The following is a 24,888-nucleotide window of genomic DNA, read 5'->3' on the forward strand; positions in this document are numbered from 1 at the left end:
ACTATTCGTAGAGACCCAACCTGTTCTTAAGCTTTATATTCTCAGATTGTAATTGCTCTACCTTTCCCAACAAGTGACTTATCGCCTCAAGTCCCTGCACATTGATTTCAAGCTCCTCATGTAACCTGCGCATTTTTTCAAATTGAGCCAGATGATCACAATGTATGTATTCAGTTTCCTGCACCGTCACGATCTCAATGATTCCGCTTTCCTTAAGTGACGTAACAAATTGCCGTTCCACCTGGTAACGAACACAAATTTCCTCTGCTGGGATTAAATCTTCCTCTTTCATAAGCCCGTGTTTTTAAGTTTCTGAAACAGCTCCTTTTGCTCTTCGGTCAGATCCTTCGGAATATCAACCTGGTAAGTGATAAAAAGATCTCCAAACTGATCCTTCTTCTTATACTTCGGAAAACCTTTTCCTTTCAATTTCACTTTGCTTCCATTTTCGGTTCCAGGTTTTACTTTCAATTTCACCTCACCATCAAATGTTTTCACTTTTAGCTCTCCTCCAAGGATTGCAGTAGTTAGTGAGATACTTTCTACAGCATATAGATGTTCTTTTTCTCTACGGAAGTCAGTATCATTTAAAACCTGGAATGTGATGAACAGATCTCCTTTTGGACCACCCTGAACTCCCGGGCCACCGTGTCCTTTTATCTTTATCGTTTGGCCGTTTTCAACACCTGCGGGAATTGTAAGCCTTATAGATTTTCCATTGACGGTAAGCGTTTGTTTTTGATCCTTATAGAGCTCACTTAAGCGCAATTGTAACTCCGCATTAAAATCCTGACCTTTAAAATGTGCGCCTCTATTAGCCCCCTGGGCTCTGGCTCTCCCGCCAAACATTTGCTCAAAAAAATCTGAAAAGGTATCATCTTCAAAATTTCCAGAATAAGATCGCTGGCCACCTCCCTTAAAACCTCCACCAAATCCACCGGAGGCTTGTTGTTGTCGTTTAGCTTCCTCAAATTGATCTGCATGCTTCCAGTCTTTCCCGTATTCGTCGTACTTCTTACGTTTTTCGGGATCACTCAAAACTTCATGCGCCTCATTGATCTGCTGAAATTTTATCTGGGCATCCTTATTATCTGGATTGAGATCTGGATGGTATTTCCTGGCCAGCTTGCGATAAGCCTTTTTTATATCAGCCTGAGAAGCTGATCTCTCCAGTTCCAGTAATTTATAATAATCTATAAAATCCATGTACTATGCTTTAAATACACCGCTATCAGCTTCGGTTTTATTTAACTGACTTTCTATCAAACCTATTTGTCCAAGATGATAAATATCATGCTGAAGGATTCCGAGAATAAGGTATTCCATATCATAATCACGACCACTTACCTTAGTAGAGAGATAAGAATCATCAGGTTTTTCGTGTAATGCTTCATAAATGCGACATTGTGCTGCAACCAGATTCCTTTTTAGTTCTTCCCATTCTTCCTTGCTATGGATCTTGATCTCTGGCCAGTCCATTTCAGAATCTATGGAAATATCAAAATCTTCATTGTTCTTTAGTTTTTCGTACACAAATTTCTTCCAGCAAATTAGATGCGCGACAATCTCAGCGACGCTATGTGATTTAGGAATACAGGTTTTATAACCGATGATGTAGGGTACATTCTCCAGTTTTCGCATCAGGGATTGCCCAAACCACGGGTCTCCCTCGAATGTTTCGGATAATTTCTGAATTAATTTCTCGGTTCTTTCTTTCATAAACTTTTCAGTGAAAAGTGAAATTACAAAATTTTGATATGGAGCCTAAGTTAAGCTTTTGCTAAAACCCTCAGACTCATACTAAAATTGAATTTAACAAACGTTGAAAATGGATTTCGGGAAGCCGCTGTATTTCAAAGATTCAACAAATTATAAAGTACTTTAAATTAAGTCTAAATAGACAGGAAAAAGACTTGGAAAGCTTGTTAAAAATTAGAATGAAGCGTATTTTTGTTGCACTTATTTAAAAATAATTCTAAACATTTATGGCGAAATCTGCGCTTTTAAAGTCATCACTGGCAAAAAAATACTGGATGGCTTTCACCGGCCTTTTTCTGTGCCTGTTTTTAGTAGGTCACTTATTTGGAAATCTGCAACTTCTACTACCTGTTAGTGATATGGCAAAAGACCAGTTTAATGAATACGCGTTATTCATGACAACCAATCCTGCGGTTAAAGTGTTATCCTACGTAACGTACATTAGTATCATTTTTCATGCAATCGATGGATTGTTACTTACGATCCACAATCGTAAAGCACGACCACAGGGGTATGTAAACTTCAAACCATCTACCAACAGTAAATGGTCTTCGAGAAACATGGGAATCCTTGGAACGGTTATTCTTGCGTTCATTGTAATTCACATGACCATGTTCTGGGCAGAAATGAAGTTTGGAGGTCTTGATGATACTTATTACACCACGGCAAATGGCGAGGAAGTTAAAGATCTTTATACCCTGACGATCAAAACCTTTCAGGATGCACAATATGGTTTACTCTGGGCGATCGCCTATGCAGTAGCGATGCTGGCAATAGGTTTTCACCTGTCACACGGGTTCTCGAGTGGATTTCAATCACTTGGTGTTAATCATCCTAAGTACAATGGATTTATTAGAAAAACAGGTTATGCTTTTGCAGTTTTAGTACCGCTCGCATTCGCTGTTATTCCTTTTTACATTCACTTTGTACTAGAAAAAATTTAAGCTATGGGAATATTTGAATCAAATGCACCTAAAGGCCCATTGGCAGAAAAGTGGGTTAATCATAAAAACGATATCAATCTTGTAAACCCTGCGAACAAACGTAATATAGACGTGATCGTAGTAGGTACAGGACTGGCCGGGGGAAGTGCAGCGGCAACGCTTGCAGAACTTGGATATAACGTAAAAACATTCTGCTATCAGGATTCTCCACGTAGAGCTCACTCGATCGCAGCTCAGGGAGGTATCAATGCAGCAAAGAACTATCAGGGTGATGGTGACTCTGTTTACCGTCTTTTCTACGATACTATTAAAGGTGGAGATTACCGTTCGAGAGAATCCAATGTTTATCGTCTGGCAGAAGTATCTGGAAATATTATTGACCAGTGTGTGGCGCAGGGAGTTCCTTTCGCTCGTGAGTACGGTGGACTTTTGGATAACCGTTCTTTTGGTGGAGTTCTTGTTTCAAGAACCTTTTATGCTAAAGGACAAACCGGGCAACAATTATTGCTTGGAGCCTATTCAGCAATGAACCGCCAGATCAACCGTGGAAAGATACAGACTTTCAACAGGCATGAAATGCTTGATGTGGTGAAAGTAGATGGAAAAGCTCGCGGAATCATTGCAAGGGATCTGGTTACCGGAAAACTTGAAAGACATTCAGCACACGCTGTGGTGATCGCTTCCGGAGGATATGGAAACGTATTCTTCCTTTCTACCAATGCGATGGGAAGTAATGTTACAGCTAGCTGGAAAATACATAAGAAAGGAGCGTATTTCGCAAATCCTTGCTTTACCCAAATTCATCCAACCTGTATTCCGGTTTCAGGAGATCACCAGTCAAAATTGACTTTGATGTCTGAATCACTTCGGAATGATGGTAGAATCTGGGTTCCGAAGAAAAAAGAAGATGCTGAAGCAATTCGTGCCGGAAAGAAAAAACCGACGGAGCTATCAGAAGAAGAAAGGGATTATTACCTGGAAAGAAGATATCCAGCCTTTGGTAACCTGGTGCCGCGTGATGTTGCATCAAGAGCTGCCAAGGAACGTTGTGATGCTGGTTTCGGGGTAAATAAAACTGGAGAAGCAGTTTATCTGGATTTTAGCTCTGCTATCATGAGATATGGTAAAGAGGAAGCTACAACCAGAAAACTGGATAATCCTTCAGATAATGATATTAAGAAATTAGGTAAGGAAGTTGTGGAAGCCAAATATGGTAACCTTTTCCAGATGTACGAGAAAATCGTAGATCAGAATCCTTACGAAACCCCAATGATGATCTATCCAGCGGTACATTATACCATGGGTGGTGTTTGGGTTGATTATAACCTACAAACTACGATTCCAGGATGTTTCGCGATCGGGGAAGCTAACTTCTCAGATCACGGGGCCAATAGACTGGGGGCTTCTGCATTGATGCAAGGTCTTGCAGATGGATATTTTGTTCTTCCTTATACTATTGGAAATACGCTTTCAGAAGATATTAGAACCGGAGCGATCCCAACTGATACTCCTGAATTTGAAGCTGCTGAAAATGAAGTGAGAGCTCAGCTGGAAAAGCTAGTAAACACTAACGGAACCAAATCTGTAGACCACTTTCATAAGATCTTAGGAAAGATCATGTGGAATAAAGTGGGAATGGCAAGAAATGCTACCGGATTGAAGGAAGCAATTTCTGAAATTCAGGCATTGAGAGAAGAATTCTGGAAGGATGTTCGAGTACCAGGTACTGCGAACGAAATGAATGCAGAACTTGAAAAAGCAGGTCGTGTAGCAGATTTCCTTGAACTTGGAGAATTGTTCGCCAAGGATGCACTACACAGGGAAGAAAGCTGTGGAGGTCACTTTAGAGAAGAGCATCAAACTGAAGAAGGGGAAGCACTAAGAGATGACGAGAACTTTATGTATGTAGCCGCATGGGAATATACCGGGAAACCGGCCGATGCGATACTTCATAAGGAAGAACTTGATTACGAGGATATCGAAGTAAAAACAAGGAGTTATAAATAGATTTGAGATCTGGGATTCGTTTCGAACAATCTCATTTCTAATTATTCAATACTAAAAGTATGAACCTTACATTAAAAATATGGCGCCAGAAAAACGCCGAAACTAAAGGAAAAATGACCACATACCAGGTTACCGATATATCTGATGATATGTCTTTCCTGGAAATGATGGACGTCCTGAACGAGCAGTTGATCGCTAAAGGTGACGAGCCTGTAGCATTTGATCATGACTGTAGAGAAGGTATTTGTGGCTCATGTAACCTGCAGATCAATGGAGAACCTCACGGTCCAGATCGTGGAGTGACCACCTGCCAGTTGCACATGAGAAAATTCAAGGATGGTGATACTATTGTGATCGAACCATTTAGAGCGAAAGCATTTCCTGTAATCAAGGATTTGGTGGTAGACCGTACCTCTTTTGACAGAATTCAGCAGGCTGGTGGGTATATTTCTGTAAATACTTCAGGAAACACCCAGGATGCTAACTCTATTCCAGTAGATAAAGAAAGTGCAGATATGTCTTTTTATGCTGCTACCTGTATTGGTTGTGGAGCCTGTGTTGCCGCTTGTAAAAACGCGAGTGCCATGTTGTTTACTTCTGCAAAAGTAAGTCAGTTCTCACTATTACCTCAAGGTGAAGTTGAGGCGGACCGTAGAGTGCTGGCCATGGTAGAGCAAATGGACAAAGAAGGATTTGGTAACTGTACAAATACAGGTGCCTGTGAGATCGAATGTCCTAAGGGAATCTCCCTGGAGAACATCGCGAGAATGAATAGAGATTACCTGAAAGCATCGGTTAAGTAAACCTTTGTATCAACATAAATAGAGATCCCGGACTGTTTTAGTTCGGGATTTTTTATACCTTAAAATCAGTAATTGAAATAAAGTCTATGAAGTTGGAATCGAAATTACCCGGAAGCAAAACCAGTATTTTTTCTGTGATGAGTAAAATGGCGCATGAATACGATGCAATCAATCTATCTCAGGGCTTTCCTAATTTTGAAACTGATCGTAAACTTAAAGAACTGGTGACCAAAGCTATGAGGGATGGTCATAATCAGTATCCGCCAGATGCCGGAATTTTAGAATTGCGAGAAATGATCTCCCAGAAATTTAATGATCTCTACGGAAGATATTACAAACCTGAAACTGAAATCACGATCACTTCAGGGGCAACAGAAGCGCTTTACAATAGCATTACGGCTTTTGTACAGAAAGATGATGAGGTGATTGTACTGAAGCCGGCTTACGATTCGTATGAACCTACGATTCAGTTGGCAGGAGGTATCCCTGTACAAATCCAGTTGAAAGGCAGTGACTATAAGGTCGATTGGGAAGAAGTTGCCAGTGCCATTACCAATCGCACCAGAATGATCATTATTAATACTCCGCATAATCCAACGGGCACTATACTTTCTGAAGAAGACATGCTTAAATTGCAAGACCTTTTGAAGGATACTAATATCATACTACTGAGTGACGAGGTATACCAGCACTTGATTTTTGATGGGACGATTCATCAAAGTGCTTCCAGATTTCCGGAACTTTCTACAAGAAGTATCATTTGTGGCTCCTTTGGTAAGACCTTTCATAATACCGGCTGGAAAACAGGTTATTGTGTAGCTCCTGAAGAACTGATGAAAGAGATCAGGAAGATTCACGAACTCACCACTTTTTCTGTAAATCATCCAATGCAACGCGCCTATGCAGAATACCTCAAGCAACCGGATCATTATCTTGATCTTGCAGGTTTTTACCAGGAAAAAAGAGATACTTTTTTAGAGCTTATTTCAGGTTCTAAATTTAGAAGTACACCATCTAAAGGCACCTATTTTCAATTACTGGATTTTTCAGAAATTACTACGGAAAAAGATACCGATTTTGCTGAAAGGCTGGTGAAGGAGCACCAACTTGCAGCTATCCCGGTTTCAGTATTTAATATAGACGAAAAGGATCATTCTCAGCTTCGCTTTTGCTTTGCCAAAACAAATGATACCTTAGAAAAGGCAGCTGCAATTTTATGCTCACTATAATATGAATATCAATATACGTATCCTTGAACAGGACTTCGTACTGCACCCGCTGGGCGTCGCGTACTGGCCGGAGCAGGAGATCCTATTGGTGGCAGATGTTCATCTTGGAAAGGTATCACACTTCAGAAAATATGGCAGTGCCGTGCCTTACCAGGCGATCGTAGAAAATTTCGACAGGCTCGATAGAATACGAAAAGACTTTGATCCTGAGCATATCATTTTCCTCGGTGACCTATTCCATTCTTCTCTCAATATGGAATGGCAAATCTTCGAAGAATGGGTTACTTCTATCGATAATCAGGTTCATCTGGTTGCTGGAAACCATGATATCATTTCTCCGTTACGCTACCAGGAATTGGGCATACAGATCTATCAGGAATTAAAAATTGAAAAATTTATACTGACCCATCATCCTGAAGAGCACGAAGGTTTGTTCAATTTATGCGGACACGTTCACCCGGGTTATAAATTATTTGGTTTCGGCAGACAAATGCTGAAATTACCGTGTTTTTACAAAAGCACTAATCAAATGATCTTCCCCGCTTTTGGAGAATTTACCGGAAACTATTTTATGGAACCTGAAGATGGAGATCGTATATTCGCTATAACCGGTAAAGAAGTGATTCCTATTCAATAATTCCCGACTCCTATGATCAAGAAACTAGCTGTAGCCAATTTTATTTCTGTTATCATCACCATCGCTTTCACCTATTATACCCAGACAGGTGAGATCAATGGAAAGACAATTGGGGAAATGAGTGATAAATACAGTAATCTTTTTACTCCGGCCGGGTATGCCTTTTCAATCTGGGGTGTGATCTTCCTTTCTTTAATAGCCTTTTCGGTGTATATGCTTATTCAGGCTTTTAGCAATGGAGAACACACGAAGTTTATTAAAAGGACTAAATTCTGGTTTATTGTTGCCAATATCGGTACCTGTTTGTGGAGCCTTGCCTGGTTGTATGACTTCCCGGGCCTCTCTGTTGTTATTATGTTCCTGATCCTGGCGAAATTATGCAAGATCATTATCAACACAGAAATGGAGTTAACAGATCCACCATTCAAGATCATCGCGTTTTACTGGTGGCCTATCTGCTTATATTCAGGGTGGATCGCAGTAGCAGCAATTGCTAATACCGCGGCATGGTTGAAAGAAACCGGCTGGGATGGAGCTTTCCTTTCAGAAGTTCAATGGACGCTCTTAATGATCCTGATTACGGTAATTCTTAATATCACTATGATCTACAACCGGAATATGCGCGAATTTGCCGCTGTAGGAGTCTGGGCACTTATCGGCATTTATGTCAAGCAGATAGGGCAGTACGATGTGATCGCCTACTCCGCCGCAGCAGGAGCTCTCCTTATCTTTTTAAACATTTCCTACCATGGTTTCAGGAATAGAAAACAGCAGCCCTTATACCGAATGATGAAGGGTGAAAAATTTTAAATCATCGATTTAATGTCGCTGGACCAACTTGGGTATGTAAAAATCATACCTTTTAAAGTCGCACAGTCCAGTTTTCCACACATAGCCATCACGAACATATTGATGGTTTCGCTGGCTTCATTACTAACCAGGTGGGCACCCAGAACCAGGTTGGTTTCATTATCTACCAGCGTTTTGTATGCATAGACTTTGTCGTTAATTCGCTTTGAATTAAACCAGTCACTGGCATCGTTCATCTTCACCCGAAAATCATAACCTTTTTCTTTCGCCTGTTTTTCATTTAGGCCTACGGAAGCTACATTGGGAAGTGTAAATACAACTGATGGTTGTGGTGGATAATCATACTCATGCGGTCTGTCGAGATCCATTATATTCGCAGTTACTACCCGTGCTTCCTGGGAGGCAAGCGGTGTTAGTGGTAAGCCTTCGCTGGCAGAAACATCTCCACAGGCATAAACGTTTGGATTTGATATACTCTGAAGATTTTTATTGACCAGCACCCCTCTTTTCGAGAAGTCTACGTTGCCTTGTTTTAATTTCAATTCATCTATGGAAGGTACACGGCCGGCTGCGTTTACAACACATCTGGCTTTGAACTCCACCTTTTTACCATTCTGATCTGCTATGACTCTCAAATTCTTCTGAAGCTTCTCTATCTCCTCTACTCTGGCATTCATAACAAATTTAATCCCCAGCTCTTCTGAAGACTGCTTCAGGTAATTCACCATATCCTCATCAAAATTACTCAAAGGGGATTCTTCGCTATCCACGATCGTCACATCTACTCCACATCTGGCTGCAATATGAGCGAACTCCATTCCTATATAACCCGCGCCAATAAAGATCATGCTTTCAGGTAATTCTTTCAATTCCAGAAAGTCATCACTGTTCATTGCCAGTTCCCTTCCTGGAATAGGTAATTCTAAAGGCTTCATCCCGGTTGCAATGACCAGTTTTTCAAAATTCACCGTTTTACCTTCTACAGAAATGGTGTTTTCATCCAGAAATTTGGGAGACTGATGGTACATTTTAATTCCGAGAGCTTCCAATTCCTGCTCTGTAGCGGCAGGCACAGCCTCCACAAACTTTTTCTTGAATTGCTGTAAATCTTTCCAGCTGATTTCCGGCATTTCTACAATTCCTTTTCCTACCATTTTTTGGGCGCGATTGAGAATTTCTGTAAGCCCAACAAGAACTTTTTTGGGATCGCAACCACGATTTGCGCAGGTTCCTCCAAATTCACGATTGTCTGCTATTGCAACTTTTAACCCAGCCTCTACACATTCTTTCGCCACACTTTTCCCGGCAGTCCCGGTTCCAACAACAAAAACATCAAATTTTTCGATTCCCATAATTATATTTCTCTACTTGTAATTCTCTAGTTATTTTTTCCTGTTAGCTATAAGACTCCACGAATTATTCTCCTGAAAAAAGATCAGGAAAAATATAAATAGAGCATACAACATCTGGGTGCTAACAGCTCCCCAATCCTCCTTAAAAGCACTACCGGCAATTAGAACGATCATTAATATTGCTGAAGCTGCCAGCGCTCTATTCGTATAAATTCCCACCAATAACATTAAACCCAAAATAAGCTCAAGTATAGGAATTGCGTAAGCGAAAGGGATCACCATAAATTCTGGAAGCATAGTCCCTTCGAAACCTTTCATTTTACCTTCAGCAAACCTTTTTAGTTTTGGCATTCGAACCAATCCATGGATACTGAAATTTACTCCCAGCGTGATCCTGGCAAAGAAGCAAGCTAGCTTTTTATGGTCCATGCATAATTTTCAGGGGAAGTTATAGAATGCATGACGGTTCTTGTGTTATCAATTTGGTAAAATCCCGGGTATGCTATTTAATCGTTAAAAATGTGCCATCTGGTTGTAAGGCAGTCTACTTGAATTTATATTTGCAGCAATGAGTACAAAACTTATCGCCCAGAATTTTGCACAATCCCCACAGCAACGGGAATTGCAAAATGCCCTTGCTTATTCTGAAAATAAAACCGCTAACATTCATCTAAAAGGACTCGTTGGCTCTGCGTTATCTTTCGTGACTGCCGGCGCTTTTAGAGATGTGCAACGACCGTTTTTGTTGATCTTCAATGACAAGGAAGAAGCAGCCTATTATTTAAACGATCTTGAGCAGCTGTTGGGCGAAAAGAATGTTCTTTTTTATCCCGGTTCTTATAGAAGACCTTACCAGATCGAGGAGACTGATAATGCAAATGTTTTATTACGTGCTGAAGTGCTTAACCGTATAAATTCCCGTAAAAAACCAGCAATCATTGTCACCTATCCAGATGCTCTTTTTGAAAAAGTAGTTACACGAAAGGAACTGGATCGAAGTACGCTGAAAATATCTGTAGGCGATGAACTTTCTATCGATTTTGTAAATGAAGTCCTTTTTGAATATCAATTTAAAAGAGTGGATTTCGTCACAGAACCTGGGGAGTTTTCAGTGAGGGGTGGAATTATTGATGTTTTTAGCTTTAGTCATGATGAGCCCTATAGAATAGAATTTTTCGGGGATGAAGTAGACAGCATCCGGACCTTTGATGTGGAAACCCAGCTTTCTACAGATAAGAAAAAGAAGATTTCGGTAATGCCCAATGTTGAGAATAAACAGCTCAATGAGATCAGGGAAAGTTTTCTAAAATATATTTCAGCAGATACCGCTGTATTCATAAAAAATCTGGATCTGCTTTCTGCGCAGGCAGACAAGCTCTTCAGTAAAGCTAAAGAAGCTTTTGAAAAACTTTCCGAAGAAGTAAAACATAGTGAACCTTCAGAATTATTTGCAGATGGTGAACTTATAAAAAAGGAACTACTCAATTTTACCGCGGTAGAACTTAGTAATACGGCATTTCTTAAGCCTAAGACTGAAATACAATATCATACCAAGCCACAACCTTCCTTTAATAAACAGTTCGATCTACTTATTGAAAACCTGGTAGAAAATCAGGAAGCAGGTTATAAGAATTTTATTTGTTGTGTGAGCGATCAGCAGGCACGCCGATTTAATGATATTCTGGAAGATCAGGAACAGAAAGTTGAGTATCAGACCCCGGTTTTTAGCATGTTCCAGGGTTTTATAGATGATGATTCTAAAATGGTTTGCTATACAGATCACCAGATCTTTGAGCGCTACCATAAATTTAATCTGAAAAATGGCTATGCCAAGAAACAGGCGATCACACTTAAGGAACTTACAAATCTCGAGGTGGGTGATTATGTTACACATATTGACCATGGAATTGGGAAATTTGGCGGACTCCAGAAGATCGATGTGGAAGGGAAAAAGCAGGAAGCGATCAAATTAATATACGGGGAGCGCGATATTCTCTATTTGAGTATTCATTCTTTGCATAAGATCTCCAAATTTAACGGTAAAGACGGGAAGCCGCCCAAGATCTACAAACTGGGAAGCAACGCCTGGAAAAATCTGAAGAAAAAGACCAAAGCCCGGGTCAAGCACATTGCTTACGATCTTATAAAATTATACGCCAAGAGAAGACTCGAAAAAGGATTCAAATATGATCCTGACTCCTATCTTCAGCATGAACTGGAAGCTTCTTTTATGTATGAGGATACACCAGATCAAAGTTCGGCTACGGCAGCGGTAAAGGAAGATATGGAGAGTGAAAGACCTATGGACAGGCTTGTGTGCGGGGACGTTGGCTTCGGAAAGACGGAAATCGCGATTCGTGCGGCTTTTAAGGCTGTAGATAATAATAAGCAGGTTGCAGTCCTGGTGCCAACAACCATTCTGGCGTTTCAACATCACCAGACCTTTTCAGAAAGACTGAAAGATTTCCCGGTGAGAATAGATTATTTAAATCGCTTTAGAACTGCTAAAGAACGCCGCGAAACCCTGGCAGATCTGGCCGATGGAAAAGTGGATATTATTATTGGTACGCACCAATTGGTTAGCAAAGCTGTGAAATTCAAAGATCTTGGTTTATTGATCGTTGATGAAGAACAGAAATTTGGAGTAGCGGTAAAAGATAAACTGAAGACTATTCGTGAAAACGTAGATACTCTTACTCTAACCGCGACGCCAATCCCAAGAACTTTACAATTTAGCTTGATGGCGGCAAGGGACCTTTCTACGATCACCACTCCGCCTCCTAACCGTTATCCTATTGAAACAAATATTATTCGTTTTTCAGAAGAAACCATTCGTGATGCTGTTTCCTATGAAATTCAGCGTGGCGGACAGGTTTTCTTTATTCACAACAGGGTGGAGAATATCCAAGAAGTTGCGGGAATGATCCAGAGACTGGTCCCAGATGCTAAAATTGGGGTTGGACATGGGCAAATGGAAGGGAAGAAACTGGAAAAACTGATGCTTAGCTTTATCAATGGGGAATTTGATGTGCTCGTCTCTACTACGATCGTTGAAAGCGGACTTGATGTTTCTGAAGCCAATACGATCTTTATCAACAACGCAAATAACTTTGGATTATCAGATCTCCACCAGATGCGTGGCCGGGTTGGACGTAGTAATAAAAAGGCATTCTGTTACTTCATTACTCCGCCATATTCAGTAATGACCGAAGATGCCCGAAAGAGAATTACTGCTTTAGAGCAATTTTCAGAATTGGGTAGCGGGTTCAATATTGCCATGAAAGATCTAGAGATTCGTGGTGCCGGTGATCTTCTTGGTGGCGATCAAAGTGGATTCATCAATGATATTGGGTTTGATACTTATCAAAAGATCCTGAATGAAGCGATCGAGGAATTAAAAGAAAACGAATTCCGTGATCTTTATGCTGAAACCGAAGATGTGGAATTGAAGGATTTTGTCAAGGATACCCAGATAGACACCGATTTCGAATTGTTATTCCCAGATGATTATATCAATAATATCGCAGAGAGACTGAATCTATATACTAAACTTAACGAGCTTTCTACGGAAGAAGAACTGCTCAAATTTGAAGCAGAACTGGAAGACAGGTTTGGCGAGTTACCTACACAGGCCGTTGACCTTCTAAACTCTGTAAGAATTAAATGGATTGCCGCCAAAATAGGACTTGAAAGAGTGGTATTGAAAAAGAATAAAATGGTTGGTTATTTTATAGCAGATCAAAATTCAAGATTCTATCAAACTGCTAACTTCACGAAGGTTCTGCAATATGTGCAAACACACAAGCAAAACTGCACCATGAAGGAGAAACAAACCAGGAATGGACTACGTTTACTACTTACTTTTGACAGGATAAATTCTATTGATAAAGCTCTGAAAGTACTTGAGCCTTTGGATTTTAGAGAGAAGAAAGAAGAATTGGCGTAAAGCTTGCACAGAACAAATTAGATTTCATAATATTGAGGCAGCATGAACTTGACCTTGATCGATTTCGTGACACTCTAAATTCAGTAGAAATTTCCTTAAGAGGTTTGATTTAATTTGTTGAAAAGCCCCCAACATTCTATCCTTTCCCAGAAGACTATGATGAAAATTTTATGGTCCTTTTGTACTATTTTATGTTTTAGTTTTCAGCTTCAGGCGCAGGTAATTCAAAAAAATGAAAAGAGCGAGAATACTGAAAAGACCGAAAAAAAGGATACTACGAATATATACGATCGATTAGAACGTTTTTCAGAAAAGCGTAAGATTACCAAAAGAGTTCATCAGTTACTATTCAAGTCGACTACTAAAAAACCGAAAAAGCAATTAAAAAAGCAGTACAGGAACTATTCAGAACTTGAAGGAAGGCCCATTAGACATGTTATTATTGAAACTAAAGATCCATTTGGTTTCTCCTTCACAGATTCTACAGAAAATGCTAATAGCTGGGTAGAAAGAACCGGGAATCAAATCCATATAAAGTCTAAGGAGTTCGCTATTCGAAATTTTCTGTTACTGGAGGAGAACGATGACCTGGATACTTTGCTGTTAGATGAATCGGAGAGATTACTGCGTTCACAGCAATATATAAGAGAAGTAAAAATTACTGCTCATGCCATAAAAAATTCTGACTCGGTAGATGTAAAGATCCTGGCTCTGGACTCGTGGAGTCTTACACCCCAGGGCGTGTTTTCAACCAATGATAACAAAGTGACTCTTAAAGAATATAATATTGTTGGGATTGGACACCAGCTTAATTTCAGTTTTGCGAACAGGCTAAGTGATGGCAAAAATGCCTATTCCGGTATTTACCGGGTTCCGAACATTAAAAACACCTTTATAACCGGAGAAATTCGATATCAAAGCGACTTCAATGAATTCTATCGTAAAAGTGTTTTTATAGAAAGAGAATTTTATTCTCCGTTTACGAGATGGGCAGCAGGATTTTATGTAGATGAACAATACAGACAGGTAGAATTACCAAATGCGGCTTTGGAATTAGAAGATCAAAACTTCAAATATATATCTCAGGATTACTGGGTTGGACATTCCTATCGTCTTTTCGAAGGAAATTCTGAAAAGGAACGAAGTACAAATCTTATTACCAGTGTTGGTTTTCTGGATGTAAATTTTAAAGAGTCCCCTTCGGCTGCATATGATAGTATTAACTATTTTGGAGATGAGACAAGGTATCTGGCGAGTGTTGGAATATCTTCGAGGCAATTCGTTCAGGATCAATATATTTTTAATGATGGTATTACTGAAGATGTCCCGGTAGGCAAAGTATATGCTTTAACCAGCGGATTCCAGAATAAGAATCAGCAGACCAGGATGTACCTTGGCGCCAGAGCTTCCTATGGAAATTACTTCGACTGGGGATATATTAGCACCAACTTTGAAGCTGGCAGTTATTTCAACGGTTCAAAAACCGAACAAACCGCTTATTCTTTTCAGGCTAATTATTTTACAAATCTTATAGGTCTAGGCCAAAAATGGAAACTGAGACAGTTTGTAAAACCTCAGTTCATCATTGGGGTGGATAGAATGAATTCTGTAGGTGACCGTTTGAGCATAGACGGGCACAATAGATTTAATAGTAGTTATGGAAGTGATTACCGGAGAACGACCGGGGCGCGTATCGCAGGTTTTGACAGTGATCTTATAGGAACTGAAAAGTATGTACTGGAACTACAAACTCAATTCTACTCACCCTGGGATCTTTTTGGATTTAGATTAAACCCTTTTTTGAATTATACTGCCGGTATCCTGAAGAACTCGAATATCGGTACGAATGATCTCTATTCTTCCATTGGCGTTGGTTTTATTATTCGAAACGACTATCTGGTGTTCAACAACTTTCAGCTTTCTTTTTCTTTCTATCCTAAAATTCCTGGTCAGGGACTTAATATCTTTAAAACGAATTCTATTGAGACCAATGATTTCGGTTTTCAGAATTTTAATCTAGGTAAGCCCAGAACAGTACTTTTTAATTAGTTGTTGTAAATTTCTAAGCGCTACAAAGAATTAGATAAACTAATTGCTTTCCTATAGTCAATTTCAATTCCCTAAAACTCTGAAATTATCGAGATCATACGTAGTGGTCTTATCTGGAGCAGCCCCTAAATATCTAAATCCTATCCAAACCTTTCCTTGCAGACAGGAAATATCTACTTCTGAAGTTTTGAAAATATTGCCAGAACCTCCCGATGGCCCGTATGGAATTGCAGCATCCAGCAACTTCCATTCTGTAGTTCTTGGATCACCAGTGAAATCCTGAGTAAAAAACACCTTTAAGAACATGCCGTTATCGTAGGAAGCAAGCAAATCAAAGGTTACAAGAATCGCTCTGGTACTGGAGATATCGATTACCGGGGATACCAGCCATGCTTCCAGCGGATTCTCTAGCGTATTATAAGCAGAGATTCGCAATAATCGATTGCCGTTTACCATCGTAGGTGTAAAACGTTTTTCCCCTCCACTCACATTGATATTTGTCCATTTTCTGGAGGCAAGCGTTGTATTAGAAGTTACACCATCAAAATTCTCTTCCGTGATCACGTTTCTACTAAAAACGCCTTCAGAATCACATTTGAAAAACTGGTCATCACATCTCTCTTCATTAAAATCGAGAGCGGTTGGATCATTTACAATGAGCACGAAATGTTCGTCATAATAATTGCGGCTCAGAACTCCTTTGATATTCCCGGAACCTGAGGGTAGCATCAAAGATCTGAAATTCGCATAAGTGCTCGTACTTAAAAACGCAGTCTCTCCGGTTGTACAACTTTCCAATTGTCTTTCACCATCATATTCATCGTATCTGTGAGAAGCGAACGAGAAATTCTCTGCTTCGCGCACCAGGTTGATATCAAACTGAATGTCATCCACTTCTACATAGAGGTTTTTCGTCTCTTCTGAAAACTCAGAAATTGAAAGTTTCTTCGGAATGATTTCAGAAGTGATTTCAGATCTAACAATAAAATCATCTATTAATGAAGAAGGAATTGCCACCACATCTCCCCTATTCTGAATACCTAGTTGCAGAACACCATTATTAAATCCAAGACTAAGACCGTCAAGCTTCACATAAACTTTTCTTCCGAAGTTATAAGTTTGATGCAGGGAATTGTCATCAACCAGAATTTGTATTCCAGACTGAGGATTTTGAGCCTTATCCTGTAAAACGAGCTTTTTATAAAAGTTCCCTCCGGAATCATCACTAATAACATAGGCTTCAAACCATGTATAGGTATCCCTGAAATTATGAATCTCACCAGTTTCTACTTTATAATTACCCTTCACTGCAGCGATACTGGTGAAACTTCCATCTATGGATATACTGTCCTCTACAAGTTCCGGGACTTCAAAATCATCTGTTGGTACACAAGCGTGAAAAGTTATAGCCAGTAAAAAAATGATGAAAAATGTTCTGTTCATATTTTAAAATCTAAGATTTAAATTCACAAAGTAACTGGTACCGTTTCCATACCAATATTTATTTCCGAAGATTGGAATCTCGCGATCTCTATCTACTTTTAACGTTCTGTAATTTGCATTCCGCGCCTGCTCGAAACCACCGGTTTTAAAATTGGTGTTGAGTGCATTATTTATACTAGCGAATAAACCGAGATATTTATCCTTAATTCTCCAGCTTTTGCCGCCAATGATGTTCGTGAGAAAATAGGGATCAAACTGCTCTTGCCGTAATAACTCTCTCGCTACTTCCGCATTATACTCCACGATCTCCAAACCATCATAATCTTTTCGAAAATTTGAGGTCCTATTCAACGGACTCACATCTATAAATGCGCCAGTAAAGTAATTTTGTGAGATGCCGAACCACCAGTATGCAGGATCTCTATATTCGAATGCTAGTTGAAACGCAGATTGCGAGCCACCCGGTAACCGGTAGCCTTTGAGGTATGATTGTTCATAATTCAAATCTTCAAAAGAACTGGAGTATAAATTAAGAGTAGGGTTATTGCTATATACAAACTGCCCGCTTCCTCCGGCGAGCTTCAGCTTTATCGTTGAAGTTACCTGGTATTCTGAACTTAGTTCAACTCCAAGATAATGTTTATCCATATTGGTTAGCACCTCCTGAACGAAAGCGGTAGAATTCTCTCTACCAAGGCCTGATAACCCATCTGTATAATAAAAAGAAACTTCGGTACTATTCGCTATCTGCTGGACGTAGCCGGTAAATCTAAAGTTGAAAAGATTGGTACGATAGCGATAACTGAGATCAGAAGCAGTAATTTTTTCTTCGGAAACCCGGGGAGCCATGACGTTATTCTGGCGTGGATTTATAAATATATTCTTCAGTAATGGTGCTTTTGAGAAGGCTGCCAAATTTAACTCCAGACTTTGACGTCCCGAAAATTTATAAAGTAAGTTCGTTTTTATACCTGAAGTAAGAAAATCGATATCCTTAGACCTACCATAAGAATTCGCCATGAACTCTTCATTCTGATAATTCCCAAATCGGTTGAAGCTTGAGCTCGAAACCTGCCCGGACACACTAATTTCCATGCTTCTCCATTGCTTTTGAAGCTGACCAAAAACTTCAGCCGTCTGAGCTTCTAGATTATAATCGTATTTATAACTCTCCCCTTCCAGTGCTTTTCGATCAGGATTTCGTAAGTCATTTTGAGAGAAGTCTGAAAAAACCTCTACATCCAGAAAACTGGATGATCCAAAAAGATCCTCGATCCTGCCAAAGTTGTGACTTTTAAGAGATGAAGCTTTGAAGCTAGTAATTACATGCAGACTGGAAGATAATTGCCAGCTCAATATACTATTAGCAATCAAACTTTGATCCTGATTGACATCTGCCGCCAGAGCGTACAAAGCATCAGGATTGGCATTGGCTTCATAAATATTGTCCCAGTTGATTTGCCCATTATTTCTCAATTCATTTGCAGAGAGATAAGCTTTCTGAAAATCCTCAAAACCTTCAAATCTCAGGAAATATCCTGGTAACTTCTGGTAGTAAACGGGGTCTGGATTTGAAGCTCCGCCCAGGTAAGTGCGCTGAGAATTAAAATCAACGAAGCTAGTGCCTCCATAATCTATACGGGTGTTAGAAACTTCACCAAACTGGTAAGAAAAATTAGTGTTGAGTTGTACGTTATCAGAAGGATTCCAGAAATGATTGAGCATAAAAACTGGTTCGCTGATCTCTTTCATCCTGCTATTGCGAATTACACCCTCTTGTAAACCCCAGTATGGATTGTAGCGTTTTCCTTTAATTTCAACAACCTCTTCTGTAAGTGGCGCAGATTTCCCTCGAAGTGTTGGCGTATAGATCGCAGTGAAATTTAGTGCATGCTCCTTATTAATGAATTTTTCCAGACCAAGGTAAATAGAGTTTGCGTCGAACGGAGTTCCTTCCATATAACCTTCACTTGCATAACGGCGTCCCATAGAAAATGCATAAAACCAGCCATTATTTTTCTCGCCACTTGCGTACGTTGCCATAAGCCTTCCGGTATAACTGCGATTAGACCCAGACGCAGTAATTCTACCACCGCTTGCGAAACGTGATGCACGCATGATTATATTCGTAGTACCATCAAGACCACCAAAAGCATATTCTGAAGGAGAAACACCAGGACTGAAAACCTGGTTTCTCTGTACGTCATTGAGTCCTCCCCAATTACTCCATTGAGGCCTGCCATCGAAAGCTTTGTTCATCTCAACTCCATTAATCATCAAGCTGCCATATTCCGATCCAAGACCCCGAACCCGGTAAAAAGTCTGACTAAAATCAAACGCAGCTGCGCTTAGATAAGCATCCCGGGTGGATTGAAGAATACCTGAAATATTATCAAAGTCCGCTTCATCGTCCATTACCTCCGCATCTGAAAGACTAATGGTATTTTGAAAGGTGAGGTCATGACTGGAGTCTGGACTAAGTGAAATGGTAGAAAGATCCAGCTCCAGAAATCCTTTCTGACTTACAGGTATTCTTTTACTCAGATAACCTGATTTGGTAACCAGGAGAATAAATTCATTTTCTGAAATACTTTCCATTCCCAAAGAAAATTTTCCATCAGGGTCTGAGAACGTCTCATTAAAAGAATTCTCTCTTGCAATTTTAACCTGGGGTAAGGGCACCTGGGTGATTGCATCTATAATCCGACCATTGATGATCGGAGTTTGGGCGTATAAACTTTGATAAACCAAAGAAAACAGACACACCCAAAAAAAGGTTTTATTCATTCAGTGCCTCGTAGTCGAAATATGGGATAATTTTAAATCATTTTTCTGTAATAATCAAAAAACCAGTACTTTAATTGCGTACTAAAATGATAAAAAATTGAAGAAATATATTACAGCGATTTATTTGGTAATTGGGCTATACCTGACAAATTCAGAGAACCTATATTGTCAGAATATGAGAGATTACCATATTGAAACTATTGCCTTTTATAATGTCGAGAATTTGTTCGACACCGTAGACGACACCCTCACGTTTGATGATGACAGGACTGCTCTGGGTAAAGACAACTGGACCAAAGAACGCTACGACGTTAAAATAGCGAATATCTCCAGGGTGCTTGCTGAAATAGGAACTCAGGAATCTAAAAAGCCACCGTTGGTGATTGGTCTTTGTGAAATTGAAAATAAGAAGGTTTTAGAAGATCTTATTGCACATCCCAACCTTGCACAGTTTAATTACAAGATCGTGCATTACGACTCTCCAGATGAGCGAGGCATCGATGTAGCACTGCTGTATCGTTCGCAGTCATTTGTGGTGACGAATTCCCAGGCCAGGAAATTAATGATTTATGATGAGGACAAAAGAGATTATACCAGAGATCAACTGGTAGTGAGTGGAATTGCCTTGGGACAGGAAACTCATTTTATAGTAAATCACTGGCCATCCCGGTCTGGTGGTGAAGCAAAAAGCAGTTACAAACGTGAAAAAGCTGCTATGCTTAATAAACGAATCATAGATTCCATTTACCAGGAAGACCCAAAGGCAAGAATTATTGGAATGGGAGATTTTAACGATGATCCTACCAATAAAAGCTTTAAAAAGTTCCTACAAACTAAAGCCGAAATTAAGGATTTGAAAGAAGGTGACCTATATAATCCTATGGAAAACATGCTCAAAAGAGGTCGCGGGACACTGGCATATCGTGATTCCTGGAACTTATTCGATCAATTTTATCTTTCAGAAAGCTTATTGAACAGAACTTCTGAAGGATTTCAGTATTATAAAGCCGGAATTTTTAACGCTCCTTATTTAATTACGCAGGGTGGCCAGTACCGCGGGTATCCTATGCGTACTTATGGTAGCTCAGGTTATCAGCCAGGGTATAGTGATCATTTTCCCGTATACCTGTATTTGATAAAAGCAGTAGAATAAAAAAGCCCGGTCTAATACCAGGCTTTTTCAATATGAAATACTTCATCTAGAACCATGCACTCCATGGAATTCTGGAAAGTACTACGAGAAAAGCAATTCCGTAGAAAATAGCCAGCATCTTGAACTTTGGCCTCGAAGTAAGTTTCTTTTTATGTTTGGAATAACCAATAGTGATCAAAGCAATCGCGATGATCATCATTAATGGATGCTCAACCAGGTAAAGTCTGGTAGTATCGTTACCCATGACTTCTCCCATTCCACCTTCCCATCGCGCCATGTTGCCAGAAGTGAAGTAAAGTACGATCCCTATTAGCAACTGTATATGAGAAACGATCAAAGTGAATAATGCGATTCTAAAATTTGTTGCACTGTATTCCTTATTCGTCGCAAATCCAATTATAAAATTAAAGGTCGCGATCAAAAGCATTATCAGCACCAGGTAGGCCCAGTAAGAGTGTATAAATTGAACAGTTTGATACATAAATTTTTATATAAAAGTTTCTAATTCTGAAGTCTATTCCCAACGATTTTCCGCAGCATCACCACCCCAGATAAGAGTAGCAAGGAATGGATTATCTATAAAAGGATTACGGTTACCCTGAGCCGCTTCAATCACGTCGTTACGCTGTAATTCGAAAGCTGAAACCGGATCTTCACGATTCCACTTCAGGAATAGGTCAAGATTTCCAACTTCATCAAAGGAGTCTCCGTAGCTAAGGTTCACATACATTACCATTCTGGCAACATCACCCTTCCATTCATCTCCAGGGTACCAGCTATCACCACCTACAAGCTTATATTCTCCACTACCTTCAGTAAATGGGTAATTAAGCCTTTCAGAATTAATATTTACATCAGCAACTCTTAGCAAATGTAAGTCACTTACAGATTCCTCAGTATTTAAAAGGGATTGGGGATAAATGTGTTCTGTATTAAAACTTTCGTCACCGTCAAGATCTCCTAACTGGAATTCATCATCTGGTCTGAGTTCACCTGAGTAAATTAGCACTACCATAGATGCATCATTGAGTGCAGCATCGGCATCATATAAATAATCGTGACGATCTGTATAAGTAAGGCGGTTTGTATGTTGCGCGTTCGTGAAATCTGAAAGCTCTGAATACAACAGGTCTGGATCGATGGTAAAACTGGCGTCTGTATAATATGCCTTTAAATTATCAGGAACATTGAATTTTACCGCTTCCACAATATTTACCGTTACAGTAGCTGTAGAACAGCTAGCGTCAGCATCATCATCACAAATAGTATATGTAAATGTATCCTCTCCCATAAAACCTGCTTGTGGAGTATAGGTTACTGTTCCATCGTTATTCAATACAATGGTCGCGTTACTTGCTGAGTCATCTACGGAAGAAATTGTTGCATCATCGGTCAGATCATCATTATCCAGAAGTTTTGTGATCACTTCTTCGGAAGTACCAGCTTCAATTACAACAGTATCATCTGAAGCAACCGGTGAACCTTCGTCTTCGACGGTCATTGTAATTGTGGCAGTAGAACAACCTGGTGTCTCATCATCGTCACACAAAGTATAAGTAAAAGTATCCTGACCAGAAAAATCTGAATTAGGTTCATACAAAATACTTCCATCATCCTGTAGTGTTACGGTAGCGTTACCACTTGTACTTTCTACTGAAGTAACTTCAGCATTATCCACCACCTGGTCATTATCAAGGTGATTGCTAATTGTATAGGTCTTACCTTCTTGGGCAGTATAACTATCATCGGCAGCTATTGGTTCCCCGGCGTCACCTACGATAATGGTAACTACAGCACTAGAACATCTCTCGGAATCTCCGGGAACGCAGATAGTATAGGAAAATGTATCGTTCCCCGTGAAATCACTAGCAGGCTCATAAGTATAGGTTTGATCACGATTATCTGTGATCGTTCCTCCTGCTTCAGTTTCAACATCTATACTGGTAATGATCGCGTTATCCACGATTTCATCATTTTCCAAAAGCATGGCTCTGTTGAACGTGTAAGAATCATTTTGCACAGCAGAAAGTTCATCTGCCGTTGCTACTGGATTTTCTTCTTCAACTGGTGGCGTAGGGGTTGGTGTTGAATCATCATCACCTGAGCAACCCAACATGAGCGCCAACAAAAAGAGTCCGGTATATTTTTTCATAGTTTGTGTATTGTGGCTGCAAATATCTGACATTTTAAGACAAAAAAAAACCTCTTACCGTGAAGATAAGAGGTTTATATAAATTGAGTTTAGAACCTACTGGTTAACTACCCACATTCCACCTTCTTTAATAAGGCTTAGGCTTTCTGTAGTGTTCGATCCATTATAGATATCGAAAGTAAGTAAGTACTTCTGTCCTTCTTCAGCATTTGGAGCGATCTCATTAAGAAGCGCTTGCATAGCTAATAGTAGATTATCATCATTCCACTCAGCACTAGCTCCCGGACGACGGTCAAAATTACCATATCGTTCGATACTAGCAAGTTGTGTAGCAAGGTCAGTATTACCTGAAAGTGCATCAGCAATGATAGAGTAATCAGCAGAACTCAACATGTAGTTGATCGTGTTGTCTGGTACCCACATTCCATCTTCAAATCCAAACTGAAGTGCATCTGAAATTACGCTAGGAATAGCCATCCATTTACCATTTTCAAAAGTAAAGTTAGCATACTCAGTCACAGTTGCTTCTCCGTTGTAGAAACGATATGCAACAGCTTTATATTCACCTTCTTCAGCGTAAGGAAATTCTCTTCCTAAGAAGATCGCGATTTTAGCAAGAGCTTCATCCTCGTCTCCGAAGTTGCTGAAACGCTGACCGAATTCTTCAGTATAAGAATTTTCAGGGAGCATGTAAGGTTCATCCCAATCTCCGTTGGTGTAAGCAAATACTTTAGTTTCTTCAATAGTTGAAACTGAAGCATCTTCATCGATCTCTACAGTATCACCGTTAAGTGCAAGGTTTACCACGATAGTAGCAACAGATCCATTGTAAACTTTGTAAGTCAATACAAACTGATCACCATCCTGAGCTGCAGGAAATTCACTAGTAATTACGAAAGCAAAAGCTTCTAAAAGCATGTCTTCGTTCCAGTAATTATCGCTAGTCTCTCTTACATCAAAACTTCCAAACTGAGCAGCATTTCCAGCTGGTCCAGGGTATGCAGTTGCGAATTCTTCACCAATAGCGTCATAGTCTTCACTAGTGATCTCGTAAGAAGTTCCACCAACGGCTACATACGTGTTTCCATCAAACTGAACAGTCATGCTCTCAGTTCCTGAACTACCATCATAGATAGCGTAAGAAACATTGTATTGCTGACCCGCGATATCTCCAAATGCTTCTGAAATAGCTGCACCAAGAGCTTCCACGATCATATCGTTACTCCAGTAAGCATCTCTATCAGATCTTCTATCGAAGTTGCTGTATTGAGCAGCACTAGATGCTGGATCTGGGTAAACATCTCCAAGTTCATCACCAATTACATCAAAATCATCTGCAGAAAGCTCGTAAGCGATCTCTTCAGCAAGGATATTATAAGTAAGTCTAACATACTCACCTTCTTCTGCCTGTGGATACTTCGCGTCAAGGAAATCTACAACCTCTCCCATTCCAGAGAAATAGTCTGTAGAAAGATCGATCATACCATAGTCTGAGCTAGATACTGAATAGTCCTGAACTCTAAGTGGATCGAATAGATCGAATCCTACATTGATAATAGAACCTGCACCATAAGTTGGATATAGGTCTGAAAGTAAAGTAGGAATTAAAGTTCTTGCATCTTCTACTGAACCAAAATTTGGAAAGTTTTGTCCAAGTTCTTCATAATCATCTTCAGTAAGCACATAATCTCTCTCTGCAACGGCAAGCTGGCTATCCAGGTCGTTGTCGATCTCATCATGAATGTCTTCCATTGGCTCACAGCTAGTTAAAGCCAGACCTACGAAAGCCATTAGTACATAAAATGTCTTTTTCATCGT

General features: G+C 39.8%; 19 protein-coding genes. 9 read left to right on the forward strand and 10 right to left on the reverse strand.

The genetic code is table 11. The features are described 5' to 3' along the window. Position 1 precedes the first annotated feature (1 nt). Genes ACSHZO_RS06885 through ACSHZO_RS06895 form a run of 3 tightly spaced genes read right to left on the reverse strand, consistent with a single transcriptional unit; the run spans position 2 to position 1,719 of the window. On the reverse strand, positions 2-292 hold the full coding sequence (locus tag ACSHZO_RS06885; RefSeq protein ID WP_298246791.1) for a chaperone modulator CbpM: 291 nt from the start codon (positions 290-292) through the stop codon (positions 2-4). Then, the gene (locus ACSHZO_RS06890) at positions 289-1,206 is read right to left on the reverse strand and encodes a J domain-containing protein (protein WP_298246792.1); all 918 of its coding nucleotides are present in this window, start codon (positions 1,204-1,206) and stop codon (positions 289-291) included. The genes ACSHZO_RS06885 and ACSHZO_RS06890 overlap by 4 nt, the downstream gene beginning before the upstream one ends. A 3-nt stretch (positions 1,207-1,209) precedes the next feature. Beyond that, on the reverse strand, positions 1,210-1,719 hold the full coding sequence (locus ACSHZO_RS06895) for a DinB family protein (RefSeq protein ID WP_298246793.1): 510 nt from the start codon (positions 1,717-1,719) through the stop codon (positions 1,210-1,212). Positions 1,720-1,985: 266 nt separating this feature from the next. Between ACSHZO_RS06895 and ACSHZO_RS06900 the strand changes: the two genes are divergently transcribed. The 6 genes from ACSHZO_RS06900 (at position 1,986) to ACSHZO_RS06925 (ending at position 8,188) form a co-directional block, all read left to right on the forward strand. Next, positions 1,986-2,702 carry a succinate dehydrogenase cytochrome b subunit gene (locus ACSHZO_RS06900; protein ID WP_295182637.1) on the forward strand — a complete coding sequence of 239 codons (717 nt, stop codon included), beginning with the start codon at positions 1,986-1,988 and terminating at the stop codon, positions 2,700-2,702. Positions 2,703-2,705: 3 nt separating this feature from the next. After that, positions 2,706-4,709, forward strand: a complete 2,004-nt coding sequence (locus ACSHZO_RS06905; protein ID WP_298246794.1) for a fumarate reductase/succinate dehydrogenase flavoprotein subunit — start codon at positions 2,706-2,708, stop codon at positions 4,707-4,709. Positions 4,710-4,768: 59 nt separating this feature from the next. Next, positions 4,769-5,512, forward strand: a complete 744-nt coding sequence (locus ACSHZO_RS06910) for a succinate dehydrogenase/fumarate reductase iron-sulfur subunit (protein WP_141876557.1) — start codon at positions 4,769-4,771, stop codon at positions 5,510-5,512. 86 nt (positions 5,513-5,598) lie between these two features. Next, positions 5,599-6,741 carry a methionine aminotransferase gene (locus ACSHZO_RS06915; protein WP_298246795.1) on the forward strand — a complete coding sequence of 381 codons (1,143 nt, stop codon included), beginning with the start codon at positions 5,599-5,601 and terminating at the stop codon, positions 6,739-6,741. Position 6,742: 1 nt separating this feature from the next. Further along, positions 6,743-7,378: a ligase-associated DNA damage response endonuclease PdeM gene (gene pdeM / locus ACSHZO_RS06920; RefSeq protein ID WP_298246796.1), complete on the forward strand. Its 636-nt coding sequence runs from the start codon at positions 6,743-6,745 to the stop codon at positions 7,376-7,378. 12 nt (positions 7,379-7,390) lie between these two features. Beyond that, positions 7,391-8,188 carry a tryptophan-rich sensory protein gene (locus tag ACSHZO_RS06925; RefSeq protein WP_298246797.1) on the forward strand — a complete coding sequence of 266 codons (798 nt, stop codon included), beginning with the start codon at positions 7,391-7,393 and terminating at the stop codon, positions 8,186-8,188. Here ACSHZO_RS06925 and ACSHZO_RS06930 read toward each other — a convergent pair. Together ACSHZO_RS06930 and ACSHZO_RS06935 are read right to left on the reverse strand one after the other, a co-directional pair. After that, on the reverse strand, positions 8,185-9,540 hold the full coding sequence (locus ACSHZO_RS06930; protein WP_298246798.1) for a dihydrolipoyl dehydrogenase family protein: 1,356 nt from the start codon (positions 9,538-9,540) through the stop codon (positions 8,185-8,187). The two genes, ACSHZO_RS06925 and ACSHZO_RS06930, sit on opposite strands and share 4 nt — an antisense overlap. A 30-nt stretch (positions 9,541-9,570) precedes the next feature. Continuing rightward, on the reverse strand, positions 9,571-9,969 hold the full coding sequence (locus tag ACSHZO_RS06935) for a DoxX family membrane protein (RefSeq protein WP_298246799.1): 399 nt from the start codon (positions 9,967-9,969) through the stop codon (positions 9,571-9,573). A gap of 139 nt (positions 9,970-10,108) precedes the next feature. Between ACSHZO_RS06935 and mfd the strand changes: the two genes are divergently transcribed. Next, positions 10,109-13,486 (forward strand): transcription-repair coupling factor, encoded by a 3,378-nt coding sequence (gene mfd / locus ACSHZO_RS06940; protein WP_298246800.1) that lies wholly within the window; start codon positions 10,109-10,111, stop codon positions 13,484-13,486. Between the two features lie 156 nt (positions 13,487-13,642). Beyond that, positions 13,643-15,535, forward strand: a complete 1,893-nt coding sequence (locus tag ACSHZO_RS06945) for a hypothetical protein (protein ID WP_298246801.1) — start codon at positions 13,643-13,645, stop codon at positions 15,533-15,535. Between the two features lie 63 nt (positions 15,536-15,598). On the opposite strand, the gene ACSHZO_RS06950 is transcribed toward ACSHZO_RS06945, so the two are convergent. Together ACSHZO_RS06950 and ACSHZO_RS06955 are read right to left on the reverse strand one after the other, a co-directional pair. Then, positions 15,599-16,978, reverse strand: a complete 1,380-nt coding sequence (locus tag ACSHZO_RS06950; protein ID WP_298246802.1) for a DUF5689 domain-containing protein — start codon at positions 16,976-16,978, stop codon at positions 15,599-15,601. Positions 16,979-16,981: 3 nt separating this feature from the next. Beyond that, positions 16,982-19,765: a TonB-dependent receptor plug domain-containing protein gene (locus tag ACSHZO_RS06955; RefSeq protein ID WP_298246803.1), complete on the reverse strand. Its 2,784-nt coding sequence runs from the start codon at positions 19,763-19,765 to the stop codon at positions 16,982-16,984. 97 nt (positions 19,766-19,862) lie between these two features. Here ACSHZO_RS06955 and ACSHZO_RS06960 point away from each other — a divergent pair, with 97 nt between their 5' ends. Then, positions 19,863-20,918, forward strand: a complete 1,056-nt coding sequence (locus ACSHZO_RS06960; RefSeq protein WP_435066808.1) for an endonuclease/exonuclease/phosphatase family protein — start codon at positions 19,863-19,865, stop codon at positions 20,916-20,918. Between the two features lie 46 nt (positions 20,919-20,964). Here ACSHZO_RS06960 and ACSHZO_RS06965 read toward each other — a convergent pair whose 3' ends face one another. The 3 genes from ACSHZO_RS06965 to ACSHZO_RS06975 all read right to left on the reverse strand — a co-directional run bounded on the left by ACSHZO_RS06965 (position 20,965) and on the right by ACSHZO_RS06975 (position 24,885). After that, positions 20,965-21,399, reverse strand: a complete 435-nt coding sequence (locus ACSHZO_RS06965) for a hypothetical protein (protein ID WP_295181366.1) — start codon at positions 21,397-21,399, stop codon at positions 20,965-20,967. A gap of 33 nt (positions 21,400-21,432) precedes the next feature. After that, entirely contained in the window at positions 21,433-23,070 is a 1,638-nt protein-coding gene (locus ACSHZO_RS06970; RefSeq protein WP_298246805.1) for an Ig-like domain-containing protein, read from the reverse strand. Between the two features lie 96 nt (positions 23,071-23,166). Then, positions 23,167-24,885 carry a hypothetical protein gene (locus tag ACSHZO_RS06975; protein WP_298246806.1) on the reverse strand — a complete coding sequence of 573 codons (1,719 nt, stop codon included), beginning with the start codon at positions 24,883-24,885 and terminating at the stop codon, positions 23,167-23,169. Positions 24,886-24,888: the final 3 nt, after the last annotated feature.

Source organism: Christiangramia sp. 3-2217-3z, from assembly GCF_051195275.1.
GTDB lineage: Bacteria > Bacteroidota > Bacteroidia > Flavobacteriales > Flavobacteriaceae > Christiangramia > Christiangramia marina.

Excerpts from the sequence above, each read along its gene's own strand:
- ACSHZO_RS06945 (WP_298246801.1), top strand. The coding sequence starts at position 13,643 with ATGATGAAAATTTTATGGTCCTTTTGTACTATTTTATGTTTTAGTTTT.
- mfd (WP_298246800.1), top strand. The coding sequence starts at position 10,109 with ATGAGTACAAAACTTATCGCCCAGAATTTTGCACAATCCCCACAGCAA.
- ACSHZO_RS06890 (WP_298246792.1), bottom strand. The coding sequence starts at position 1,206 with ATGGATTTTATAGATTATTATAAATTACTGGAACTGGAGAGATCAGCT.
- ACSHZO_RS06885 (WP_298246791.1), bottom strand. The coding sequence starts at position 292 with ATGAAAGAGGAAGATTTAATCCCAGCAGAGGAAATTTGTGTTCGTTAC.
- ACSHZO_RS06925 (WP_298246797.1), top strand. The coding sequence starts at position 7,391 with ATGATCAAGAAACTAGCTGTAGCCAATTTTATTTCTGTTATCATCACC.
- ACSHZO_RS06975 (WP_298246806.1), bottom strand. The coding sequence starts at position 24,885 with ATGAAAAAGACATTTTATGTACTAATGGCTTTCGTAGGTCTGGCTTTA.
- ACSHZO_RS06905 (WP_298246794.1), top strand. The coding sequence starts at position 2,706 with ATGGGAATATTTGAATCAAATGCACCTAAAGGCCCATTGGCAGAAAAG.
- ACSHZO_RS06895 (WP_298246793.1), bottom strand. The coding sequence starts at position 1,719 with ATGAAAGAAAGAACCGAGAAATTAATTCAGAAATTATCCGAAACATTC.
- ACSHZO_RS06900 (WP_295182637.1), top strand. The coding sequence starts at position 1,986 with ATGGCGAAATCTGCGCTTTTAAAGTCATCACTGGCAAAAAAATACTGG.
- ACSHZO_RS06915 (WP_298246795.1), top strand. The coding sequence starts at position 5,599 with ATGAAGTTGGAATCGAAATTACCCGGAAGCAAAACCAGTATTTTTTCT.
- ACSHZO_RS06930 (WP_298246798.1), bottom strand. The coding sequence starts at position 9,540 with ATGGGAATCGAAAAATTTGATGTTTTTGTTGTTGGAACCGGGACTGCC.
- ACSHZO_RS06970 (WP_298246805.1), bottom strand. The coding sequence starts at position 23,070 with ATGAAAAAATATACCGGACTCTTTTTGTTGGCGCTCATGTTGGGTTGC.
- ACSHZO_RS06950 (WP_298246802.1), bottom strand. The coding sequence starts at position 16,978 with ATGAACAGAACATTTTTCATCATTTTTTTACTGGCTATAACTTTTCAC.
- ACSHZO_RS06935 (WP_298246799.1), bottom strand. The coding sequence starts at position 9,969 with ATGGACCATAAAAAGCTAGCTTGCTTCTTTGCCAGGATCACGCTGGGA.
- ACSHZO_RS06910 (WP_141876557.1), top strand. The coding sequence starts at position 4,769 with ATGAACCTTACATTAAAAATATGGCGCCAGAAAAACGCCGAAACTAAA.
- ACSHZO_RS06965 (WP_295181366.1), bottom strand. The coding sequence starts at position 21,399 with ATGTATCAAACTGTTCAATTTATACACTCTTACTGGGCCTACCTGGTG.
- ACSHZO_RS06955 (WP_298246803.1), bottom strand. The coding sequence starts at position 19,765 with ATGAATAAAACCTTTTTTTGGGTGTGTCTGTTTTCTTTGGTTTATCAA.
- pdeM (WP_298246796.1), top strand. The coding sequence starts at position 6,743 with ATGAATATCAATATACGTATCCTTGAACAGGACTTCGTACTGCACCCG.